Origin of the sequence: Niastella vici (genome assembly GCF_002077945.1) — a bacterium.
GTDB classification, from domain to species: Bacteria; Bacteroidota; Bacteroidia; order Chitinophagales; family Chitinophagaceae; genus Niastella; species Niastella vici.
The window spans coordinates 112,137-131,377 of record NZ_LVYD01000046.1 but is presented as its reverse complement, the minus strand read 5'-3'; the positions used below and the strand labels follow the sequence as shown (position 1 = coordinate 131,377).

The 19,241-nt window shown below is 45.0% G+C and carries 17 protein-coding genes; 8 read left to right on the top strand and 9 right to left on the bottom strand.

All coding sequences use genetic code 11. The annotated features are described in order from the left end of the window. Positions 1–176 precede the first annotated feature (176 nt). Positions 177–1,535 carry a dihydrolipoamide acetyltransferase family protein gene (locus A3860_RS17080; RefSeq protein WP_081147946.1) on the top strand — a complete coding sequence of 453 codons (1,359 nt, stop codon included), beginning with the start codon at positions 177–179 and terminating at the stop codon, positions 1,533–1,535. 283 nt (positions 1,536–1,818) lie between these two features. Further along, complete coding sequence (locus A3860_RS17075) at positions 1,819–2,535, top strand: hypothetical protein (protein WP_081147945.1); 717 nt, start codon at positions 1,819–1,821, stop codon at positions 2,533–2,535. Positions 2,536–2,688: 153 nt separating this feature from the next. Here the strand turns inward: A3860_RS17075 and A3860_RS17070 are convergent, their stop codons facing one another. The 6 genes from A3860_RS17070 to A3860_RS17045 all read right to left on the bottom strand — a co-directional run bounded on the left by A3860_RS17070 (position 2,689) and on the right by A3860_RS17045 (position 10,658). Further along, complete coding sequence (locus A3860_RS17070) at positions 2,689–5,682, bottom strand: alpha/beta hydrolase family protein (protein ID WP_081147944.1); 2,994 nt, start codon at positions 5,680–5,682, stop codon at positions 2,689–2,691. Between the two features lie 112 nt (positions 5,683–5,794). Further along, on the bottom strand, positions 5,795–6,241 hold the full coding sequence (locus A3860_RS17065; protein ID WP_081147943.1) for a hypothetical protein: 447 nt from the start codon (positions 6,239–6,241) through the stop codon (positions 5,795–5,797). 46 nt (positions 6,242–6,287) lie between these two features. Continuing rightward, positions 6,288–7,172 carry a DMT family transporter gene (locus tag A3860_RS17060; RefSeq protein ID WP_081147942.1) on the bottom strand — a complete coding sequence of 295 codons (885 nt, stop codon included), beginning with the start codon at positions 7,170–7,172 and terminating at the stop codon, positions 6,288–6,290. A 175-nt stretch (positions 7,173–7,347) separates the two neighbouring features. Then, complete coding sequence (locus A3860_RS17055) at positions 7,348–8,148, bottom strand: polyprenol monophosphomannose synthase (RefSeq protein ID WP_081147941.1); 801 nt, start codon at positions 8,146–8,148, stop codon at positions 7,348–7,350. 78 nt (positions 8,149–8,226) lie between these two features. Continuing rightward, on the bottom strand, positions 8,227–8,994 hold the full coding sequence (locus tag A3860_RS17050; protein ID WP_081147940.1) for a 3'-5' exonuclease: 768 nt from the start codon (positions 8,992–8,994) through the stop codon (positions 8,227–8,229). A gap of 302 nt (positions 8,995–9,296) precedes the next feature. Continuing rightward, complete coding sequence (locus A3860_RS17045) at positions 9,297–10,658, bottom strand: UDP-N-acetylmuramate--L-alanine ligase (protein ID WP_081147939.1); 1,362 nt, start codon at positions 10,656–10,658, stop codon at positions 9,297–9,299. Between the two features lie 647 nt (positions 10,659–11,305). Here A3860_RS17045 and A3860_RS41105 point away from each other — a divergent pair. The 3 genes from A3860_RS41105 to A3860_RS17030 all read left to right on the top strand — a co-directional run bounded on the left by A3860_RS41105 (position 11,306) and on the right by A3860_RS17030 (position 13,434). Beyond that, on the top strand, positions 11,306–11,569 hold the full coding sequence (locus A3860_RS41105) for a hypothetical protein (RefSeq protein ID WP_158085280.1): 264 nt from the start codon (positions 11,306–11,308) through the stop codon (positions 11,567–11,569). A gap of 189 nt (positions 11,570–11,758) precedes the next feature. Further along, positions 11,759–12,331, top strand: a complete 573-nt coding sequence (locus tag A3860_RS17035) for an RNA polymerase sigma factor (protein WP_081148061.1) — start codon at positions 11,759–11,761, stop codon at positions 12,329–12,331. Beyond that, positions 12,331–13,434, top strand: a complete 1,104-nt coding sequence (locus A3860_RS17030; RefSeq protein WP_081147937.1) for a S1C family serine protease — start codon at positions 12,331–12,333, stop codon at positions 13,432–13,434. Before A3860_RS17035 ends, A3860_RS17030 begins: the two co-directional genes overlap by 1 nt. Positions 13,435–13,524: 90 nt before the next feature. Here A3860_RS17030 and A3860_RS17025 read toward each other — a convergent pair whose 3' ends face one another. Next, positions 13,525–14,424 (bottom strand): nucleotidyltransferase family protein, encoded by a 900-nt coding sequence (locus A3860_RS17025; protein ID WP_081147936.1) that lies wholly within the window; start codon positions 14,422–14,424, stop codon positions 13,525–13,527. 45 nt (positions 14,425–14,469) lie between these two features. Between A3860_RS17025 and A3860_RS17020 the strand changes: the two genes are divergently transcribed. Both A3860_RS17020 and A3860_RS17015 read left to right on the top strand, forming a co-directional pair. After that, on the top strand, positions 14,470–15,411 hold the full coding sequence (locus tag A3860_RS17020) for a 1-aminocyclopropane-1-carboxylate deaminase/D-cysteine desulfhydrase (protein WP_081147935.1): 942 nt from the start codon (positions 14,470–14,472) through the stop codon (positions 15,409–15,411). Between the two features lie 79 nt (positions 15,412–15,490). Then, on the top strand, positions 15,491–16,396 hold the full coding sequence (locus A3860_RS17015; protein WP_081147934.1) for a hypothetical protein: 906 nt from the start codon (positions 15,491–15,493) through the stop codon (positions 16,394–16,396). Here the strand turns inward: A3860_RS17015 and lipB are convergent. Next, a complete protein-coding gene (gene lipB, locus A3860_RS17010) occupies positions 16,393–17,163 on the bottom strand; it encodes a lipoyl(octanoyl) transferase LipB (RefSeq protein ID WP_081147933.1) in 771 nt (256 codons plus the stop codon). The genes A3860_RS17015 and lipB overlap by 4 nt on opposite strands. A gap of 68 nt (positions 17,164–17,231) precedes the next feature. On the opposite strand from lipB, the gene A3860_RS17005 reads away from it, so the two are divergent. Then, positions 17,232–18,299 (top strand): RluA family pseudouridine synthase, encoded by a 1,068-nt coding sequence (locus tag A3860_RS17005; protein ID WP_081147932.1) that lies wholly within the window; start codon positions 17,232–17,234, stop codon positions 18,297–18,299. A gap of 2 nt (positions 18,300–18,301) precedes the next feature. Here A3860_RS17005 and A3860_RS17000 read toward each other — a convergent pair whose 3' ends face one another. Beyond that, on the bottom strand, positions 18,302–19,237 hold the full coding sequence (locus A3860_RS17000) for a hypothetical protein (protein ID WP_081147931.1): 936 nt from the start codon (positions 19,235–19,237) through the stop codon (positions 18,302–18,304). Between the last annotated feature and the right edge of the window lie 4 nt (positions 19,238–19,241).

The window sequence follows — 19,241 nt, the reverse complement described above, 5'->3', positions numbered from 1 at the left end:
CCTCCATGTGGGGAATGATGCGGTTTTATGCATATTAATTAATAAGTTCGCAGCTTGGGTCCTTTGACTCCGCTCAGGACCGGGCCTGCACTGAGGGGAGTCGAAGAGTCGAAGGACCAAAGCATAATCATAAACCTTCCCGGCATAACGTCGGGAAATAAAATCTGCAATTGCATATGGCTTTAGTTGACCTGGTGATGCCTAAAATGGGTGAAAGTATTATGGAAGCCACTATTTTAAAGTGGTATAAACATCCCGGAGAAACAGTGAAGATGGATGAGGCGGTACTTGAAATTGCCACTGACAAGGTGGACAGTGAAGTACCTTCTATTGCCGAAGGTGTGATAGAGGAAACCTTTTTCAATGTGAATGATGTAGTGCCGGTAGGTACGGTGATCGCCCGTATACGTTCCAATGCTGCAGAGCCAGCAACAACCCAAACACCGGTGGTTACCAGTCCGGCCGTGGAAGTAGCAGAAAACCGAGCCATGGGGCACGACATGAACCATAAGCCTGTTACCAATGAGGCTTATACCCAACATGGTTCTACCAGCGGCGGCCGCTTTTATTCGCCCCTGGTGCTGAATATTGCCACCAGCGAAGGAGTGAGCCTGAGCGAACTTGAAGCCATTCCCGGTACCGGTAATGAAGGCCGGGTTACCAAAAAAGATATCCTGCAATATGTAGCCAATAAAAAAGCGGGCAAAGTTAGCAGCACGCCCGTTGCTCCTGTTCACAATGTACAGGAAACAACGCCCACCATTCTGCCACAGGTACGTCAGGTACAGCCAGAACCCGAGCATCGGCCCATTCAAACCTATAGCGGCAATGTTGAGATCATTGAAATGGACCGCATGCGCAAGCTGATCTCGGACCATATGGTGCGCAGCAAACAAACCAGCGCTCACGTAACCAGCTTTACTGAGACTGATGTCACCAATATGGTGCAATGGCGCGACAAGGTTAAAAAGGAATTTGAAAAACAGGAAGGCGAAAAACTCACCTTTACGCCTTTGTTCATAGAAGCCATTATCCGTTGCATTAAAAAGTATCCCTGGCTTAACAGCAGCGTTGATGGCGATAAACTGATCGTAAAGAAAGATATCAATATAGGCATGGCCACTGCCCTGCCCACGGGCAACCTGATAGTACCGGTAATACGTAATGCCGATCAGCTGAACCTGGTTGGGTTAACCCGGCAGGTGAACTCGCTGTCGCATGCAGCGCGCAATAACCGCTTACGGCCCGATGATACCCAGGGCGGCACCTTTACACTCACCAATGTGGGTACTTTCGGCAGCCTGATGGGTACGCCCATCATCAATCAGCCGCAGGTAGCTATTCTGGCTACGGGGGTCATCAAGAAAAGACCGGTGGTTATTGAAACAGAACAGGGCGACTTTATAGCAATCCGCCATATGATGTACCTGTCGCTGTCATACGATCACCGCATCATCGATGGCGCCCTGGGTTCTACCTTCCTGAATGCGGTGGCCAAAGAGCTGGAAAATTTTTCGATAGAAAGAACATTATAAGTTGCAATTTGTTTTCAATTTATTAGAACGACCCCCGGCTATACCAGCCGGGGGTCGTTTTTTTTTATACATACTAAGTGTTAAAAACAGGCGTTTACAATATATATTTCTGCTGCAAGCGCCTGCACTATTTTAAATACTGTTTAACGTAAAATAATTAAGCCTTCTCTTCCGGGCATGGTCTTTTTTTTGTAAATTGATAGTAGCGTCAACCCTGATTGTTTTGCCTGAGGAGCCACATCAGAACAGGTCTACTACAATTCTAAACTTAAAACGTGATCAAATGAAAACGCTTTCAGAAACGTGGTTTGCCGAAGGCTATATTGATTTCGAGTTAAAGAAATATACGCTTCTCGCCTATCTGCAACAGGTAAACATGTATTTTAATGAATCGAAATTATACCCGCAGTTATCGGATGTGATCTTCCATTATAATAACCTGCAGGCCCTGAAAAAGAACAAGAAATTTCTGCAGGAACAATTCCCCAAAAAACTCACCGGTGTGCAAATAGAAAAGCTGGAATTATTATATGAGCAGATCATTGGGGATGATGAACTGATGCAGGAACTGGAAGACATCATCAGCTTTTCGGCCGACAAACTGAAAACAACCATCAGCAGTGGTACCGAGTTGTATGAATTTGTGGAAGACAAGCTGAATATTTTTCCGGTAGGACTGGTACCGCTCGATACGCATGAAGGCTATTTCTTTTTAAGCGAAGGTTCTTTTCGTCATACGCTGGTATACCAATACAGGCTGAGCATCTTTGAAAAGCATGATGAAAAATACCGCGCCATCAGAACGGAATATGTGAATGAATGGGAACGCAACATGGTGAATACGTATGAGAATATAAAAGCCGAATTGTTGCGTAATAAAAAAGACCTGCCCAACCCGGCGGTATATTCTATTGAAACGGAATTAACGTTCCCGATCTCTGAAACATTATTACCGGTTGCCAAACGGAGTTTGGTGAGATATATTTCTAAGGCAGCATAGCTTTTGATCCATTTCTGATTTGGGGATCTATAGATTTCTGGATTTTATCAGGGTCGGCGTGCTACCAAATCTCAAAATCCCGAAATCTATAAATCAGAAATCTCCATTTTCTTTTATCCTCATCAGATGCACTTTTACGTGGGCTTCATCTTTTTAAAACCCCTTCTGCTCTTCCAGTTCAGTTCCCCAATCAATACCTTTCGAAGTAGCCGGCAACCCTTCGGCCAGCCAGCGGGGTGCAGGGGCTCCCTTCAAAAAGTGATCGAAATACTGACCTAAACGAATGCTCAGGTCTTTCCGGTTCCTTCTTTCAACCAGGTTATGATCTTCACCGTTATACTGTAACAGCCACACTTTTTTGCCTAACCGCCGCAATGCGGTAAAGTATTCAATGCCCTGGTACCAGGGTACAGAGCCATCGGCATCGTTGTGCACGATCATGAGTGGTGTATTTACTTTATCGGCCCTGAAAAGCGGTGAATTCCTGATGTACAGATCGGGCCGCTGCCATAAGGTATACCCGATACGGCTTTGCGAACGCTCGTACTGGAACTGGCGGTTCAACCCTGTTCCCCAGCGAATACCACCATAAGCGCTGGTCATGTTGGCAACGGGTGCACCGGCCTCCGCTGCGGCAAACATATTGGTACGCGTTACCAGGTAGGACACCTGGTAGCCGCCCCAGCTTTGTCCCTGAATGGCCATTTTTGTTGAATCGACCCAGGGCTTTTTTGCCAGGAATTTAGCTGCCGAAACAATGGCATTGTAGGCACTTTCACCAGGCTCGCCCTGTTTATAGTGGATGTCGGGAACAAATATTAAATACCCATTGCTTACAAACCAGGGAATGTTCACAGAAGAGGCGCTTGGCGCCGGCGCGCGGTACGTGTACAGCTGGTCGCTGTATCGTTCATAAAAATAAAAGATGACGGGATATTTTTTCTTAGGATCAAAATCTTCGGGTTTGTACAACAGCCCTTCTGATTGTTTACCATCGAACATGGTCCATTTTACCAGCTCACAGGTTAACCAGTTGTAGTCGTTTTGCTGGGGATTGGTAATATGCAGCTCTCTTATAAAGAGCGAATCCTTAAATAATTTTTTGCTCCCATTAATATCGATGTTCGTAGCCTCTACCATGGTATCGAGTAAGGTTACCAACATAGGCGGCACTTTAAAACTTTCCATGGTATATAAATAGGCATACCTGTTCTTTGCCTTTACTACCTGCAAGCCTATCTGGGTTCTTCCTGTAGGATCATAACCGCGGAAGGCGGTATCTTTCATATTATGATAAGCCAATCCGTTTTGTTTGTTCACCTCATTTTGCACCCTGAATACTACGGTTTGGGTATCGCTGATAAATTTCTCCTCTTTATCTGTAGAAGTATAGCGATAAATGAACTTATGCGTGCGGCCATACCCGCTGGTTAGTGTGCGCGGCGCTGTTTTACCTTCAGGGTCGCATTGCCAAACATCATACCTGTCGTATACATACACATATTTATCGTTCTCGTGCCATTTCATTATGCCATAAGCCGGCGGATCATCAGGGTGATCATCGTCTTCTTCATACAAAGGCACTTTGATGCTTTTAGTAATATTGGTGGTAACTCCGGTGTTCACGGCATAGGTGAAATAATTCTTCTGCGTGGGATCGTACCAGATCACATAGTTGCCTTTCGGCGATAGCATAATGGGTGACCGTATTTTTTCCTTTACAGTTTTGCGTGAACCATCGATGGTGGAAATGATATAGACATTATATTTTGGATAGCCCACCCACTGGCTTTCAATACGATTGCCTTTGGTAGAGGCGGCCATCACCCGATCGGCATTTCCTTCATCGGCCGTGAAAACCGCTTCTGCATCTTCAGCACCCAGTTGTATCACCTTGTTTTCATCGCCATTCAGTACGGCCCTGAAGCTTCTTTGCAGTTCAGTATTCAACTGCACCAACTGTTGGGGCTGTAGGTAATCGTCATTATAATGCCAGATATCGAGGCGGGCTGTTTCAAAATCAACCAGGGAGGTATCTTTTGGCTTGCGAATGGGCATCAGTCCAAAGTATAGTTTCTGTCCGTTCCGGCTGAACTCGGGCACAAACGCATCACTCACTGTTAAACCCTTTGCCATGCCCGTTGTATTCCTGTCGACCCGCAAACGGGCGCTGTCCATACCGGGGCGGTAATACCATAATTTATAAAACTTTTGCAATGCTTTGGTACTGCTGTCGCGTTCGGCAATAAAGGCCAGTTGATTGCCGGTTTCATCGAGTTTGAAATTCTTTGCATCATTGAATCCCCGAAGCACCGTATCTGTTTTTCCATTTGACAGGCTATACCAGATGATCGACGCTTTTTTCAGCGTATCGGCATTACTACGGGTAGTTTCAATAATGCAGGTATTTCCGGGTTTGCTGAAATAATAATCGTTTACCAGCAAAAATTGCTTTTCTTCCCCGGTAAATAAATTCCTGAGCACGAGTTCGGTGCCTTCTTCAACCGGTTCTCCCGTTTTGGCCCGGCCTTCTTTTTTTGATGCTTTCAATACGGCGAGGCCATTTATTTTTGCGTCATTGACCTTATTACGCAAGCTGTCAACTACACGCGCCAGGCTATCGGCCATATGCAACAGGTTGTTTACCTGAGCAAGCGAATCGGGCGTTGCAACAGCAGCTGCGGGAGACTTTTCGCGCAGGTAAGCTATCCATTGCCCATTGCCTTTTTCAGGTGTTTTGTATGATTTTACCCGGGGAATGCGCAACACAGCGTCCTTTCCCACTTCAACAATTGCCAAACTGTCCTTCGGCATGTCATCGGGCTTCTTCTTTTTGATCTTTGCATCGCGGGTAGCGCTGAAGAGCGGCCGCACTTTACAGATCACAAACCGGCTGTCTTCGGTAATGGCAGCAGCATAACCACGGGGAATTTCTTTTCTGTAAGAATTATCGGTAGCCTGAATTACCAGGGTGGCATCCCCTTCCTGGGGGGTGATGGTATAAACCACCCATTTGCCATTATTGCTGATATAGCGTTCGTTTATACTTTGCCAGCCGTCATAAACGGCATGAGTGAGGGGCTTTTTTTGTGCGGAGGCAAACAGGCCTGCCAGCAGTAATGCGGGAATACTGAATAATTTTCTCATGATTGCGGTCGGGTTAAGGAATAAAATTACTGCAATCAATATTACCCCGGCAAATATTATCCTGCCGATTAACCGCTTATAGAATATAATAAAGTATATAGCTGGTGAGCCCTTAATCGATTGGGATGGGCTGTATGTGCCTGTAGGTTAATTTCTGACCGCCATCCAATGCATAACAGCCAAAAGTAATTGACAATTTGCCGTCGGCTATATTATAAAATTTCTTTGTTGAATCGGTATCAAAAACAATTCGCCGGGTAAACTGGCCATCGGGAACAATGAGGCAAATATTCTGTTCTACTGTATTATCACTTATAGTTGTAAAGGTGCCGCTTTTAACCAGTTGCCCATTTACATAAGATGAATAGGTATTTTCATTAAATACCAACATATTTCCATTCCCCTCTGCGAACGTTTTGGGTGGCATACTACCCGAAGCTTCTGCCAGCTCCCAACTACCGGTTAATTCAGTGGATGAAGTATCATCATGATGTTTTTTGCAACCGAATACTACTGTCATTATCAATACAGCCAATGCATAATTATATGCCCGTTTCATGTGTTAACTTTTCATATCTGACACAAGACAGGCAAGCACCGTTGCATTATATCGTATGTTGTTTTTTGCGGCCCCGGTAAACCAGCCAGGTTTGTAAAAACACAGATAGTACAATTAATAGTAATCCGATATAAAAGGAACCGGAGAGGTATTTGTCTTCGCGGTAAATAATAAAGGCCAGTGCAATACCATACAAAGGCTCGAGGTTGTAGGTAAGATTAACGGTAAATGCAGAGATCTTTTTGAGGGCGTTCATTGACAGGTTAAAGGCCAGCACAGTGCAAAACCAACCTAACACCAGCAGCCAACCGGCGTCTGTTATAGTAGGAACAAGGTAACTGGCAGGAACAACCTGCAGGTAAAATGGTACCAGTATGGTCAGGAACAGGAACCCGCCGCTGAGCTGGTACAGGGTAACCGTTTCAGGCTTATACTGCTGTACCAATACCCGGTTGAACACCGGGAACAGGCTGGCGAGCAAGGCCGAAATAATGCCCATGATAATGCCTGTTTTGTACTGGGGATCAAAATGAAAAATGAGATAGATGCCGGCGATCACCAGTAACCCCAGCAATAATTCATTTCTATTGAATGGTTTACGGGTAATGAGCGGTTCCAGAATAGCTGTAAAAAAACCAATGGCCGAAAAGCACACCAGCGCCACCGATACATTCGCATATTTGATACTGGCATAAAAAGTTACCCAATGCAGCGCTACCACTACCCCCACCCCGCATATGCGCGCGATGCCCGCCCGGGAAATGCTATGGAGTTTACGTTGAAAAAAATAAATCACCCATAAGGTTACTACAGTGATGAGTAACCGGTACCAAACCAGCAAGGCTTCATTGAGTGTAATGAGCCGGCCAAGAACGCCGGTGAATCCGGCCAGAAAAACGGCGAGGTGTAATTGTATAAATGCTTTGCGCATTGCACCGAAGATAGGGAATCCTTCGACTACGGTCAGGATTCAATTGCATCTGCCCCTTCAACTTCCCGCCGCCGCGCTAAAGCTTTAGTGGCACGCGAACCAACGCTCAGGTTCCGCCATATAAAAGAAAAAGCGTCCCGATGTATAGGGGACGCCTGCTATAAATTGCCGGTAATTATTTTGTTTTTGCCAGTACCTGGTCTCCTGGCTTCGATACAGCTGAATAAGATGCTGTACCGGTGTTTTTAACGCGGTTGTGGTAATCCTTGAACAGGCTGAGCCAGCGCAATTTCAACACCCCCCATATTCCTTCCTTTACAATGCCCTTGTGCATTTTTGATACGCCGAATTTGCGGTCTTCAAAAATGATGGGCACTTCTTTTATTTTAAAGCCCAGTTTCCAGGAAGCGAATTTCATTTCGATCTGAAATGCATAGCCGAGAAACCTGATTTGATCGAGGTTGATAGATTCAAGCACTTCCCGCGTATAACATACAAAACCGGCGGTGGTATCCCTTACCGGCATCCAGGTGATGAGCCGGGTGTACAGTGAACCGCCTTTTGAAAGCAAGATCCGGTTGTTTGGCCAGTTGATGGTTCCGCCGCCTTTTACATACCGGGAGCCAACGGCCACGTCGGCGCCATTTTTACAGGCTTCATATAAACGTTGCAGGTCTTTGGGATTATGCGAAAAATCGGCATCCATCTCAAAAATGAACTGGTAGCCTCTTTTCAGGGCCCATTTAAACCCATGGATATAAGCGGTACCCAGGCCCAGTTTACCTTTACGTTCTTCGAGGAATAATTTTCCGGAATATTTTACCTGCCGGTCTTTTACCAATGCGGCTGTATTATCAGGTGAGCCGTCATCAATTACAAGAATGTGAAAATTATCGTATTGGGCAAAGATGATATCAATCAAATGACCGATATTTTCCCGTTCATTGTAAGTTGGTATGATAACGATGTTTTCCAAACAAATCAATTGATATTGGAGTACGAAAATACAATAATTCGATTTGTGCAATTATATAAAATACACATTTGCATTTATTTATCCCTTCTTTAACAAAGTTCTGTTAAAAATCTCGGTCAGCTTGGCCTTGGTATGTTTCGGGAAATCGCCTTTCATCATCCAATCATAATATTGAGGCTCAGCCTTTAGCACATCCACCACGGCCCGGCCTTTATGTTTGCCGAAATTAAAAACTTCCACTCCATTCTCCATGATCATTCGGCGGGCAAAATCAACAATACTATCATCCCCTATGCAGGTGATAATGGTTTCCACGCTGGTACCCAGCTGCGGATATTTTGCAATTTGGGCCTGCAGTACCTCCCAGGTGGCTACGGCATCAGCCTGGGCGCCATGGGCTCCTTCCAGGTCCTTATTACAATAAAATTTATATGCCGCGCCCAGGGTGCGCTGTTCCATCATATGGAAGATCTTCTGCACGTCAACCAGCCTGCGGTGGCTGAAATCAAATTCCAACCCTACGCGCAAAAATTCTTCGGCCAGCAATGGAATATCGAACCGGTTTGAATTGTAACCAGCCAGATCGCAATTGTCGAGGAATTGCTTGATCTCATTGGCCACCTGTTTAAAGGTAGGCGCATCCTTCACCATGGCATTGTCGATCCCATGTAAATTGCGCGATACTTCCGAGATCTGTATTTCCGGATTGAGCAATTTCCGCTTTATCTGCTGGGTGCCATCGGTTTGAATTCTTACAATAGCTATTTCAACGATACGATCCGTGCTCAGGTTTACACCGGTGGTTTCAAGATCAATGATTGCCAGCGGCTTCTTTAACTGCAACATTCAACAATGATAATTGATAATGGTTATAAAATTAGGCGTATAACTCAAAAGATACAAATTGGTAATTGGTCAAAATGCTTCCTTCCGGGAATATAGCGGGTAAATACTGTCATATGAAGCATAGGGTTTATTGGTTAATTGATCAAATGTGAAAACCGGCGCACCGTTCTGCCTGCCGGCTCCCGATAGTTATCGGGATTCGAATGAAATTAAACACGCCAAACGGGTATCAAGTTTAATGCCACTCAAATTTTTTCTCCCGAAGGATACGCCTGCACCGGTTAACAAAATAAAGCTATTTATTAATTACGGGTAATTTCCTGTGCAAAATTAAGTATATCTGCTCCATCATAATTACCTGAACTCATTAACAGCAGGCAGGCATTTTTGTAAGGTTGTTGCCGCAGCCATTGCATGAGGTCGTTTTTGTCGTTCAGCACCTGCAGCCCTTCCTTACCAAAGCCGGCATATACTTTTTCGGCGGGCAGCTCGGGCATTCGTTTCAATTCCAGCGCATGGCGGCTGTAAAATACGGCGGCTTTGTCGGCCCGGTCCATAGCGCCATTATATTCATTCATAAACTGTTCGTTCAAACTGCTAAAGGTATGTAGCTCCAACACGGCCACCAATGTTCGTTCGGGAAATTGCTGTTTTACCGCATCAATAGTGGCTTTTACTTTTGACGGCGCATGGGCAAAATCGCGGTATACGATGGTATTATCGTTGCGTGCCAGCAACTCTAACCGTTTGGCGGCGCCGGTAAATGAGGAAATGGCTTTTACAAAACTGGCGGCATCCATACCTAACTCACGGCAAACGTACCAGGCGGCATGCAAATTCAACAGGTTGTGATTGCCAAATACCTGCAGCTCGCCGGTTTGTGCTTCAATGGTAAGGGTTGTTTTTCCATTGGCGATAGAATGGGGAGGCACATTGTAAGGCTGATAACGAATGTCGGGTCGTTTGTTGGCCAGTACCAGCTCTTTCAACACCGGATCGGTCTCATTATATATAAGAATGCCACCGGATTCAATTTTCTGAATGAAGATGGTGAATTGTTCCAGGTAGAATTCAAATGTTGGAAAAACATTTATATGGTCCCAGGCAATGCCTGTGAGAATGGCGATATGGGGGAACAGGAAATGGAATTTTGGCCGTTTTTCAATTACGCTGGCGGGGTATTCGTCGCCCTCGCATACAATAATGGGGGCATGGGTTACCTGAACCGATTGATCGAACCCCTCGAGCCGGGCGCCTACCAGATAGTCGAAATCTTTTCCGGCTTTTCGCAGGGCGTGCATGATCATGGAGGTGGTAGTGGTTTTGCCATGGCTTCCGCCTACCACTACGCGGGTTTTGTTACGGCTTTCCTGGTATATATATTCAGGGAACGAATAGATCTTTAACCCCAGCTCACGGGCCTTTTGCAATTCGGGGTTATCCTGTTTGGCATGCATGCCCAAAATAACGGCATCGAGACCGGGCGTTATTTTTTCAGGATACCAACCCATGCCGGCTGGTAGTAGTCCTTCCTTTTGCAGGTTCGACTGAGCCGGTTCAAAAATTTCATCGTCGCTGCCGGTAACCTGATATCCCTTTTTGTGCAAAGCAAGCGCCAGCTGATGCATCACGCTTCCTCCTATTGCTATAAAATGTACGTTCATTGACCAGATTTGAGGCTAAAGTATTTAAGGTGCAACGATTACCAAAAACTATTTATATACACTTAAATTATTTTTGCGCACAGGCTTGCACGAACCGGATATTCTTTGTTATTTTGATCCATCTTACTATCCAATCCGACGAATTTTCCTTCCCCCTTAAGTCCGTTAACCTTTGAATTACCTGATGATCGTTCTGCCCTTTAATTCATCAGGCATTGTAAACACTAAATATCACAAAAATGAAACGGACTTTCGTTATCGTAGCAATCGTAATTTTTGCCAGCGCAGTAATTACCTCCTGTGCAGCATCAAGAGGAGCAAGGGGCGGATGCAGAGGAACTCAAGGTTATGTGGGATATGGCGGCCGCTAAATTTATTTAACCCTGATATTATTAATAGGTTACCTCAATGGTAACCTATTTTGTTTTGGGGAAGTAGGTATCCCGAAGCAGGGAAGTAAGAATACTCCGAAAATTGAAGTTTTTAATATATTTCTGGCTTTTTCCAACCCCATTACTCCCCTTAGGGGCTGGGGGCAAAAAGAAAGCCCGCCCGATATTATCAGGAGGGCTTTAAATTAAATTCTTATGGCTTTGTTCAAAAGGGCCATCCTGAGATCAGGACGGCCTCTAACGATTGCTTGCCATATGAAAAAAACTTATTTCTTTTTTGCAGCAGAGTCTACTTTTTTAGCAGCTGAATCAGCAACAGGAGCAGCAGCTGAATCAGTTGTAGGAGCAGGAGCAGCAGCTGAATCTACAGTTGCAGGAGCAGCAGCTGAATCTGTTTTACCTTCTGTATCAGCGCTTCCGCCATCATTACAAGCTACGAAAGAACCAATAGCTAAAACTAACAACAGTTTTTTCATTGTACCGTTTTTTTGTTTATTAACAAATGAATTTGAAGTTTAATACAGAAATCGAAGAAAGGTAACCCCGGTCACCTTAGATTTTTTTATTTTTTTTGAAAAAAAGTCCAACCTTTCATTTCCGGGGCACTTTTGCCCCTTTTTGGCCCCCGATTTGATCGGGGCATGCTGAATTTTACAACCAGGAAGGGTTACTTCTCCTTAAATTGAGTATTAATTAATGGTTCAAAGCGTGAAAACAGATTCTACCGACGAAAAAGCATTGTTAAAAGGATTGGCATTGAACGACCACAAATCTGTTGAGACCATATATAAATTGTTTTATAATATGGTTCAAACGTTGATTATCAACAACAATGGATCTGCGGACGATGCACGGGATATATTCCAGGAAACAGTCATTGTGCTGTACGAAAAGGCGAAGACAGGTACTTTCGAGTTAAACTGCCAGCTTAAAACGTATGTTTACTCGGTTAGCCGGCGCCTGTGGCTTAAAAAACTGCAACAACAGCAGAAATACCTTCCCAATGTAAACGGTTTGGAAGAAACCGTACCGGTTGAGGAAGAAATTGAAGTTCACGGACAGCGCAATGCAGAATTTCAGATGATGGAAAAAGCTTTATTGCATTTGGGTGAACCCTGCAGAAGTTTGATAGAGGCTTTTTATCTGCAGAAAAAAAGTATGACAGACATTGCCGGCCATTTTGGATACACAAACGCTGATAACGCCAAAAATCAGAAATACAAATGTCTGATGCGGCTTCGGAAATTATTCTTTGCCGAATTTAAAAACAACAACGTGTGATGCAAGATGTACAATTATTAGATGCTATTGAACGCTTTCTCCGTGGCGAAATGACGCCCGAAGAAATGGCGTCCTTTGAGCAGCTGCGAAAAAGCAATCCCGAAGTGGATGAAAAAGTAGTGGAGCACACCATGTTCCTTCAGCAGATGGAAGCGTTCAGTGACAGAAAGAATTTCAAATCAATCCTCCACGACGTACATAACCAATTGCTCGAATCAGGAGATATTAAAGAAGCAGCCCCCAAAGCCACCGTTATCCAACTTTGGAGAAAATACAAACGGGTTATGGCTGTTGCCGCTTCCATCGCCGGTATCACTACCATTACCATTGCCGGCATGACCACCTACTACTCACAAAAGAAAACCGGTCAGGACTTCGAGCGTTTAAAAAGAGAAGTTAAACGCGAGGTTGGCCAAAAAGTTAGTGAAGCTATAAATACAGTTACAGTACAGGCTGCCCGCAATACCAAGGCCCCCGAAAATACGCCCGTTAAATTTGGCGGAACCGGTTTCCTGGTCGATGGCAAAGGCATCATTGTAACCAATGCACACGTAGTGAATGGCTCAACTACCGTTGTTGTTCAAAACAGCAAAGGCCAGGAGTTCAGATCACGCATCATTTACAGCAATCCCGAAACCGATCTGGCATTTATAAAAATAGAAGATGCTGATTTCAGAAGCATCGGCCCCCTGCCCTACGGCATCGGCAAAAGAAGTACTGATCTTGGCGAATCCCTGTTCACCCTGGGTTACCCCCGCGAAGAGATCGTGTACAATGAAGGATATATGAGCGCCAAAACCGGTTATAATGGCGACACCCTTTCGTTCCAGATCGGCGTATCGGCCAACCCCGGTAACTCAGGCGGTCCCGTATTCAACAAAAACGGCGAAGTGATAGGAATAATAAATGCCCGCCAGAAAGCCGCTGAAGGTGTGGTATTTGCCCTCACCGCTAAAAATATCTTCCGCAGCCTGGAGGACCTTAAAAAAGATTCTGCCTTTCAGAATATCCGCTTAACGCTTAACTCTTCTATAAGAAATATGGACAGGGTTCAGCAGATCAAGAAAATTGAAGACGGCGTGTTTATGGTGAAAGTGTATTAAAAATCGCAGCAAACACATAATGGAAGAAGCCTCCCGGATTATCAGGAGGCTTCTTCTTTTTTGGTGGGACTTCTATAAGTTGAAATTAAGTTATTTCCACAATTTGGCAGGATACTCACCAGCGTTCACCAGTTGTTCCAGGCTAGCTTTTACTTCCGGCGCATCTTCTTTATAGGTTACGCCAAACCATTGGGCCGAAGTGGGGATCACCTTAATAGTGCCATTTGCTTCATTGATGAATTTGTCACCAACAATAGGAATAAAGAACTCAGATTTAATATTGCTGATATTCGCTTTCAGGAACTCCTTGAACAATTTCTCTGAATAAGGGAATATAGAGGGTGAAAAACACCAGAAGTTCATTGACACCTGTGAATCGAGCGGTAATTCTTTGGGTAGTTGATTATCATCGGTCAGGATCTTTCCATCAACTTTCGAAATATTTATACGCTCGGCGATAGATACCAGGTTACCATTGCTATTGGCCACGCAAACACCACGGTTTACGGTACCATTGTCACTCAGGGTTTTCAGCAATTCATAACCAATGATAGAATAGGTATTGTCATTCACATCTTTGGTGAGGAATTTATAAGCTTTTTCAAATGCATCGCGGCCATAAAAATCGTCGGCATTGATCACCGCAAATGGCTCATTGATGGTATTTTTAGCACACAGTACCGCATGTGCAGTGCCCCAGGGTTTGGTGCGGTCGGCGGGAACGTCAAAACCTTCTGTAAAGGACTTCAGATCCTGGTATACATAATCAATCTCTACTTTTCCTTTCAATGGCGGTTCTACTATGGCTTTAAAATCGTCAGCAAATTCCTTGCGGATAATAAACACCACTTTTTTAAATCCAGCGCGTATAGCATCATAAATTGAGTAATCCATGATCGTTTCTCCACCGGGTCCGAATGATTGGATCTGTTTCATACTACCATAGCGGGAAGCCATGCCTGCTGCCAAAATCAAAAGAGTTGGTTCCATTATTGTATTTTTAAAAATTGAGTCACGAAAATATAAAAATATGTGATGAAAACTATGTCGGTAAACAAAGTAATAACGCAATCGGTCGACTTAACAAAAGCAGTAGTGCAGCCACTTGCCGGCAATCTGCTGCACAATAAGCAGGTTGCAATTGATGTATTGCGGCTCGATCGTATTCACCCGGTTATCTCGGGCAACAAGTGGTTCAAGTTGAAATACCATCTTCAGGAAGCGCTGCAACAAAACAAAACAGGCATACTTACATTTGGTGGTGCCTGGTCGAACCATTTGGTAGCCACTGCGCTTGCCTGCCAACAGGCGGGCCTTGCCAGTATTGGTATTATCCGGGGCGAACAACCGTTAGTTCTTTCTGCCACCTTACAGGAAGTGCAGGAATATAATATGCAGCTGCAATTTGTTCCGCGAAATGAATACAGCGATGAAGCAACCATTATTCCGGCTTTACAGGAAAAATATCCCGATTATTATATTGTTCCGCAAGGCGGACAAAGCCATTTGGGTGTTTTGGGTGCTGCTGAAATAGGGCAATTGACACAAATAAAAAGTTATTCACATGTATCATGCGCTATAGGGACCGGCACCATGCTTGCAGGTCTAGTGCACGCCGCTTTACCGCATCAGCAGGTAATTGGCATTTGCAGTCTTAAAATGCCTGCAACAGAAAACAACAGCCTGAACTCCTTTGTAAAACCATATGCAGCCAACGGAAAACAGTACACCATTTTTTACGATTATCACTTTGGCGGTTACGCACGCAAAACCGGTGAGCTCATCAGTTTTATGAATACCATTTATCAGCAACATGAGATGCCCACCGATTTCGTATATACCGGCAAATTGTTATTTGGCATTATGCACCTGGTGCAAAACAGCTATTTTGAACCCGGCAGTCGCATTTTAATAGTGCATAGCGGCGGCTTACAGGGCAACCGGTCGTTACCCGGTGGAACATTAACATTCCTGTAAGTTGTAATATAAAACTGCTATCGCAAAACCGTTATATTTGCGACGCCAAATCCTTTACCGACTAATATAATATTGGCGCATGCGCAAACTGGCAGCATTACTACTAATACTTACTTGTACCTTATTTACCACCAGCTGGGCGCAGGAAGTTCTGCCTGATTTTACTGTCGTTACCAAAGGAAACAAAAAAGTTATCATCAGCTGGACCAACAATTACCCGGTTACCACACAGATCAGTATTCAACGTTCCAAAGACAGCACCAAAGGTTTTGCTACCATATTATCTGTTGCCGATCCTACGGCGCAGCAGAATGGTATTGTTGACGGAAAAGCGCCGGATGCCAACCTGTTTTACCGCCTGTTCGTTGTACAGGATAATGGCAAATTTGTGTTCACAAAATCGAAACGCCCCTTTTGGGATACCGCCCGTGTTGTGGTAAATAATAAACTAACGCAACAAACGCCGGAAAATGCAAGGCGGGTGATCATTTCAGAAAGTGTTACGCCCAAACAGGCTGAAGAAATAAAGGAAACGCTGCAACCCGCTGTTGTAAAAGTGCCGGAACCCGAAAAATTCTTCTTCGTAAAGAAACGCGATACCCTGGTAGCAACCATCAATGCAAAAGACCTGAAAAAGTTCCGTGATTCGATTGTTACAAGAACAAAGGATACGATCGCTTTCGCCGGCGCCGATACCATTTTGTTAAAGCCATTTGTGCCAAAAGAAGTATTTAAACCTTCCAAATTCATCTATACAGAAAAAGATGGCAATGTTACCATCAGTTTGCCCAATGCTACCATTCACCATTATTCTGTTAAATTCTTCGATGAAAAAAGCGTTCCCCTCTTTGATATAAGCGAGGTAAAAGAGTCATCGCTGCTGATCGACAAGGTAAATTTCCTGCGATCGGGCTGGTATAAGTTTGAATTGTATGAAGATGGCAAACTGAAGGAGAAGCATAAGTTTTTTATACCCAGGGACTAGCCAACCAACTCAACTTCAAATACTTTTTCAAAGTTCGCTTTCACGCGCTCTTTCACTTCATTCATATCCAACTTGCGCCCCAACTCTTTTTCCAGTGAGGTAACCTGCTTGTTCTGAATGCCGCAGGGAATGATATAATTAAAATACGACAGATCGGTATTTACATTGAAGGCAAAGCCATGCATGGTGACCCACCGGCTGCAGCGAATGCCCATAGCGCAGATCTTCCGCTCCCTACCCGGTATAGCGGCATCGAGCCAAACCCCGGTTTCGCCGGGCGAACGCTCGCCTTTCAACCCATAATCGGCCATGGTGGCAATGATCACTTCTTCCAAATTGCGCAGGTATTTGCCAATATCTGTATAAAAACGCTCCAGATCAAGGATGGGGTACCCAACCAGCTGCTCCCAGCCATGAAAGGTAATATCGCCACCGCGGTTGGTATGGTAGAAACTGATCCCTTTGGCCGCCCTTTCTTCCTCGCTGATGAGCACATGTTCAATATCGCCGCTTTTACCCAGCGTATACACAGGCGGATGCTCTACAAACAGCAGATAGTGATTGGTTGATGGAATAACTTCCTCATTTCCAATAATTAATTCGCTGTTTGGGGTGGCCAGTTCTCCCACTGCCGACAGCCTGTTGCGGATGGCAGTTTTCACGGCTACATTCTCCTGCAACAGCTTTTCCTGCAGGTCCCAGGCATCCTGGTATTCAATTTGACCCAGATCACGAAATAAAACTCCCTGCTTTTTACTGGTTTTCATATAGAAACAAATGTACTACTTTATACAACTCCCCTGGTTGCTTACCTTTGTCGAAACAGTGATCCCCCATGACTATAAAGGATGTCAACATTAACAACGATCAGGAAGAAAATGCAGAAGGAGCGGAAGAGCTATATGAGCGGTTCAGTTTGGTGGTAGATAAAGGCCAGGAGCCCATGCGGCTCGACAAATTCCTGGTTGCCCGTATCGAGGGCGCATCACGCAATAAAGTGCAGCAGTCTATCGAAAGCGGCCGGGTTACCGTAAACGGCAAAACCGTACAGGCCAATCATAAAATAAAGCCGGGCGAAGAGATAATTGTATACTCCGACAAGGAGATGCACGGGGAAGAGATCATCCCCGAGCAAATGCCTTTGAATATTGTTTTCGAAGATGACGACATTTTGATCGTAAACAAACCGGTGGGTTTGGTCGTTCACCCTGCCAGTGGTAATCCCCGCGGTACGCTTATCAATGGCGTAGCCTGGCATTTACAGCAACAGAACAGCAATATTTCGGCCGATAACCTGCCCCGCTTCGGACTGGTACACCGGATCGATAAAAATACCAGCGGTTTAATGGTGCTGGCCAAAACCGAAAAAGCGGTGACCTGCCTCGCCAAGGAGTTCTTCGATCATACCATTCATCGCCAGTACGTGGCCATGGTTTGGGGCGATGTGGCTGAAGACAGCGGCACCGTTCGGGCCCATATTGGCCGCCACCAGCGTTTCCGTAAAATATTCGACGCCTATCCCGACGGTGAAGTGGGCAAGGATGCTGTTACCCATTACAAAGTGCTGGAACGCCTTGGCTATGTGACCATCATACAATGTGAGCTGGAGACCGGCCGCACCCACCAGATACGCGTGCACATGAAACACCTGGGCCATCCCCTGTTCAATGATGAATTATATGGTGGCGACAGAATTGTAAAAGGAACCGTTTTCAGCAAATACAAACAATTTGTAGATAATTGCTTTGCCATTTGCCCACGGCATGCGCTACACGCCAAAACTATCGGGTTTATTCACCCGCGCAGCCGTAAGGAAGTGGTATTTAACAGCGAAATGCCCCAGGATATGCAGCAGTTGTTCGAGAAGTGGCGGGGATATGCGAAAACGAAGAATATCAGCTAAAGCTATTTTTCAAAATCAAACAGCGTGGCGGTAAATATACACCGTTCACGCTTTTTCATGACCACATCCCAGTTACCATTGTACCGAAGCAGTTTGGGTACCAGGTAATCGCCGAATTTGGCGAGCTCAACTTCCATGCGTACGTTAAAATCGTACACACCGGCATTGTAGCTGAGGTCATAATTACGGGCAACTATTTCCCAGGTATTAACATTGAACCAGGTGGTCATGTCGTTCACCACTATCTTGTCTTTTTCATTGTCAGTAAGGTCGGCCCGCGGCTTGCAGCTGAATACATAACACATTTCGCCTTTAAAGGCATCCATATCAATGGTGAAATCGTAGCGGGCGGCCACTTCATCATCGAAAAGCGCGATCTTATTACCAATGAAAGGAATACCGGGGATCTTTTTACCGGGGTTAAAGAACAACATCTTCAATTGCTCTTTGTGTTTGGCCAAACCGCTTTTGCCCTGGGTGCTGAAACCGGCGTCTTTTACAATATTGGTTTCCCCGCAAATGGTATCGGCTGCAAAAAATAAACCGGCATACATGCCGGCTGTATAATAGTTGAACTCGTGGTGTTTGTCGTATATGTCGCCCCTGGTTTGTTCTTCGAGCACCTGGGTATGGCGGCATCCATTGAATACATGCTGCCGGGTGCGGCTGTACAGGGAGGCGGTCACCTTGCTCTGTTTATCCAGCATTCTGATATCGTTCAGCGAGGTATAACCGAGCACTTTCAGGTTGCGGAAAGCCTTGTAAAAAGTAGTGTCGTTCTTTATGCGTTCAATGAAAGCGGAAACATTCAGGTTGTTGCGCACCACCACTTCTTTGAGGGTAACGATCCTGTTCTGCACTTTTACCAGCGAATCCTGAGCATACAGTTTACCCGAAATCACCAACAGGATCAGTACACGCCAGCAGCCTGGAAACATATGA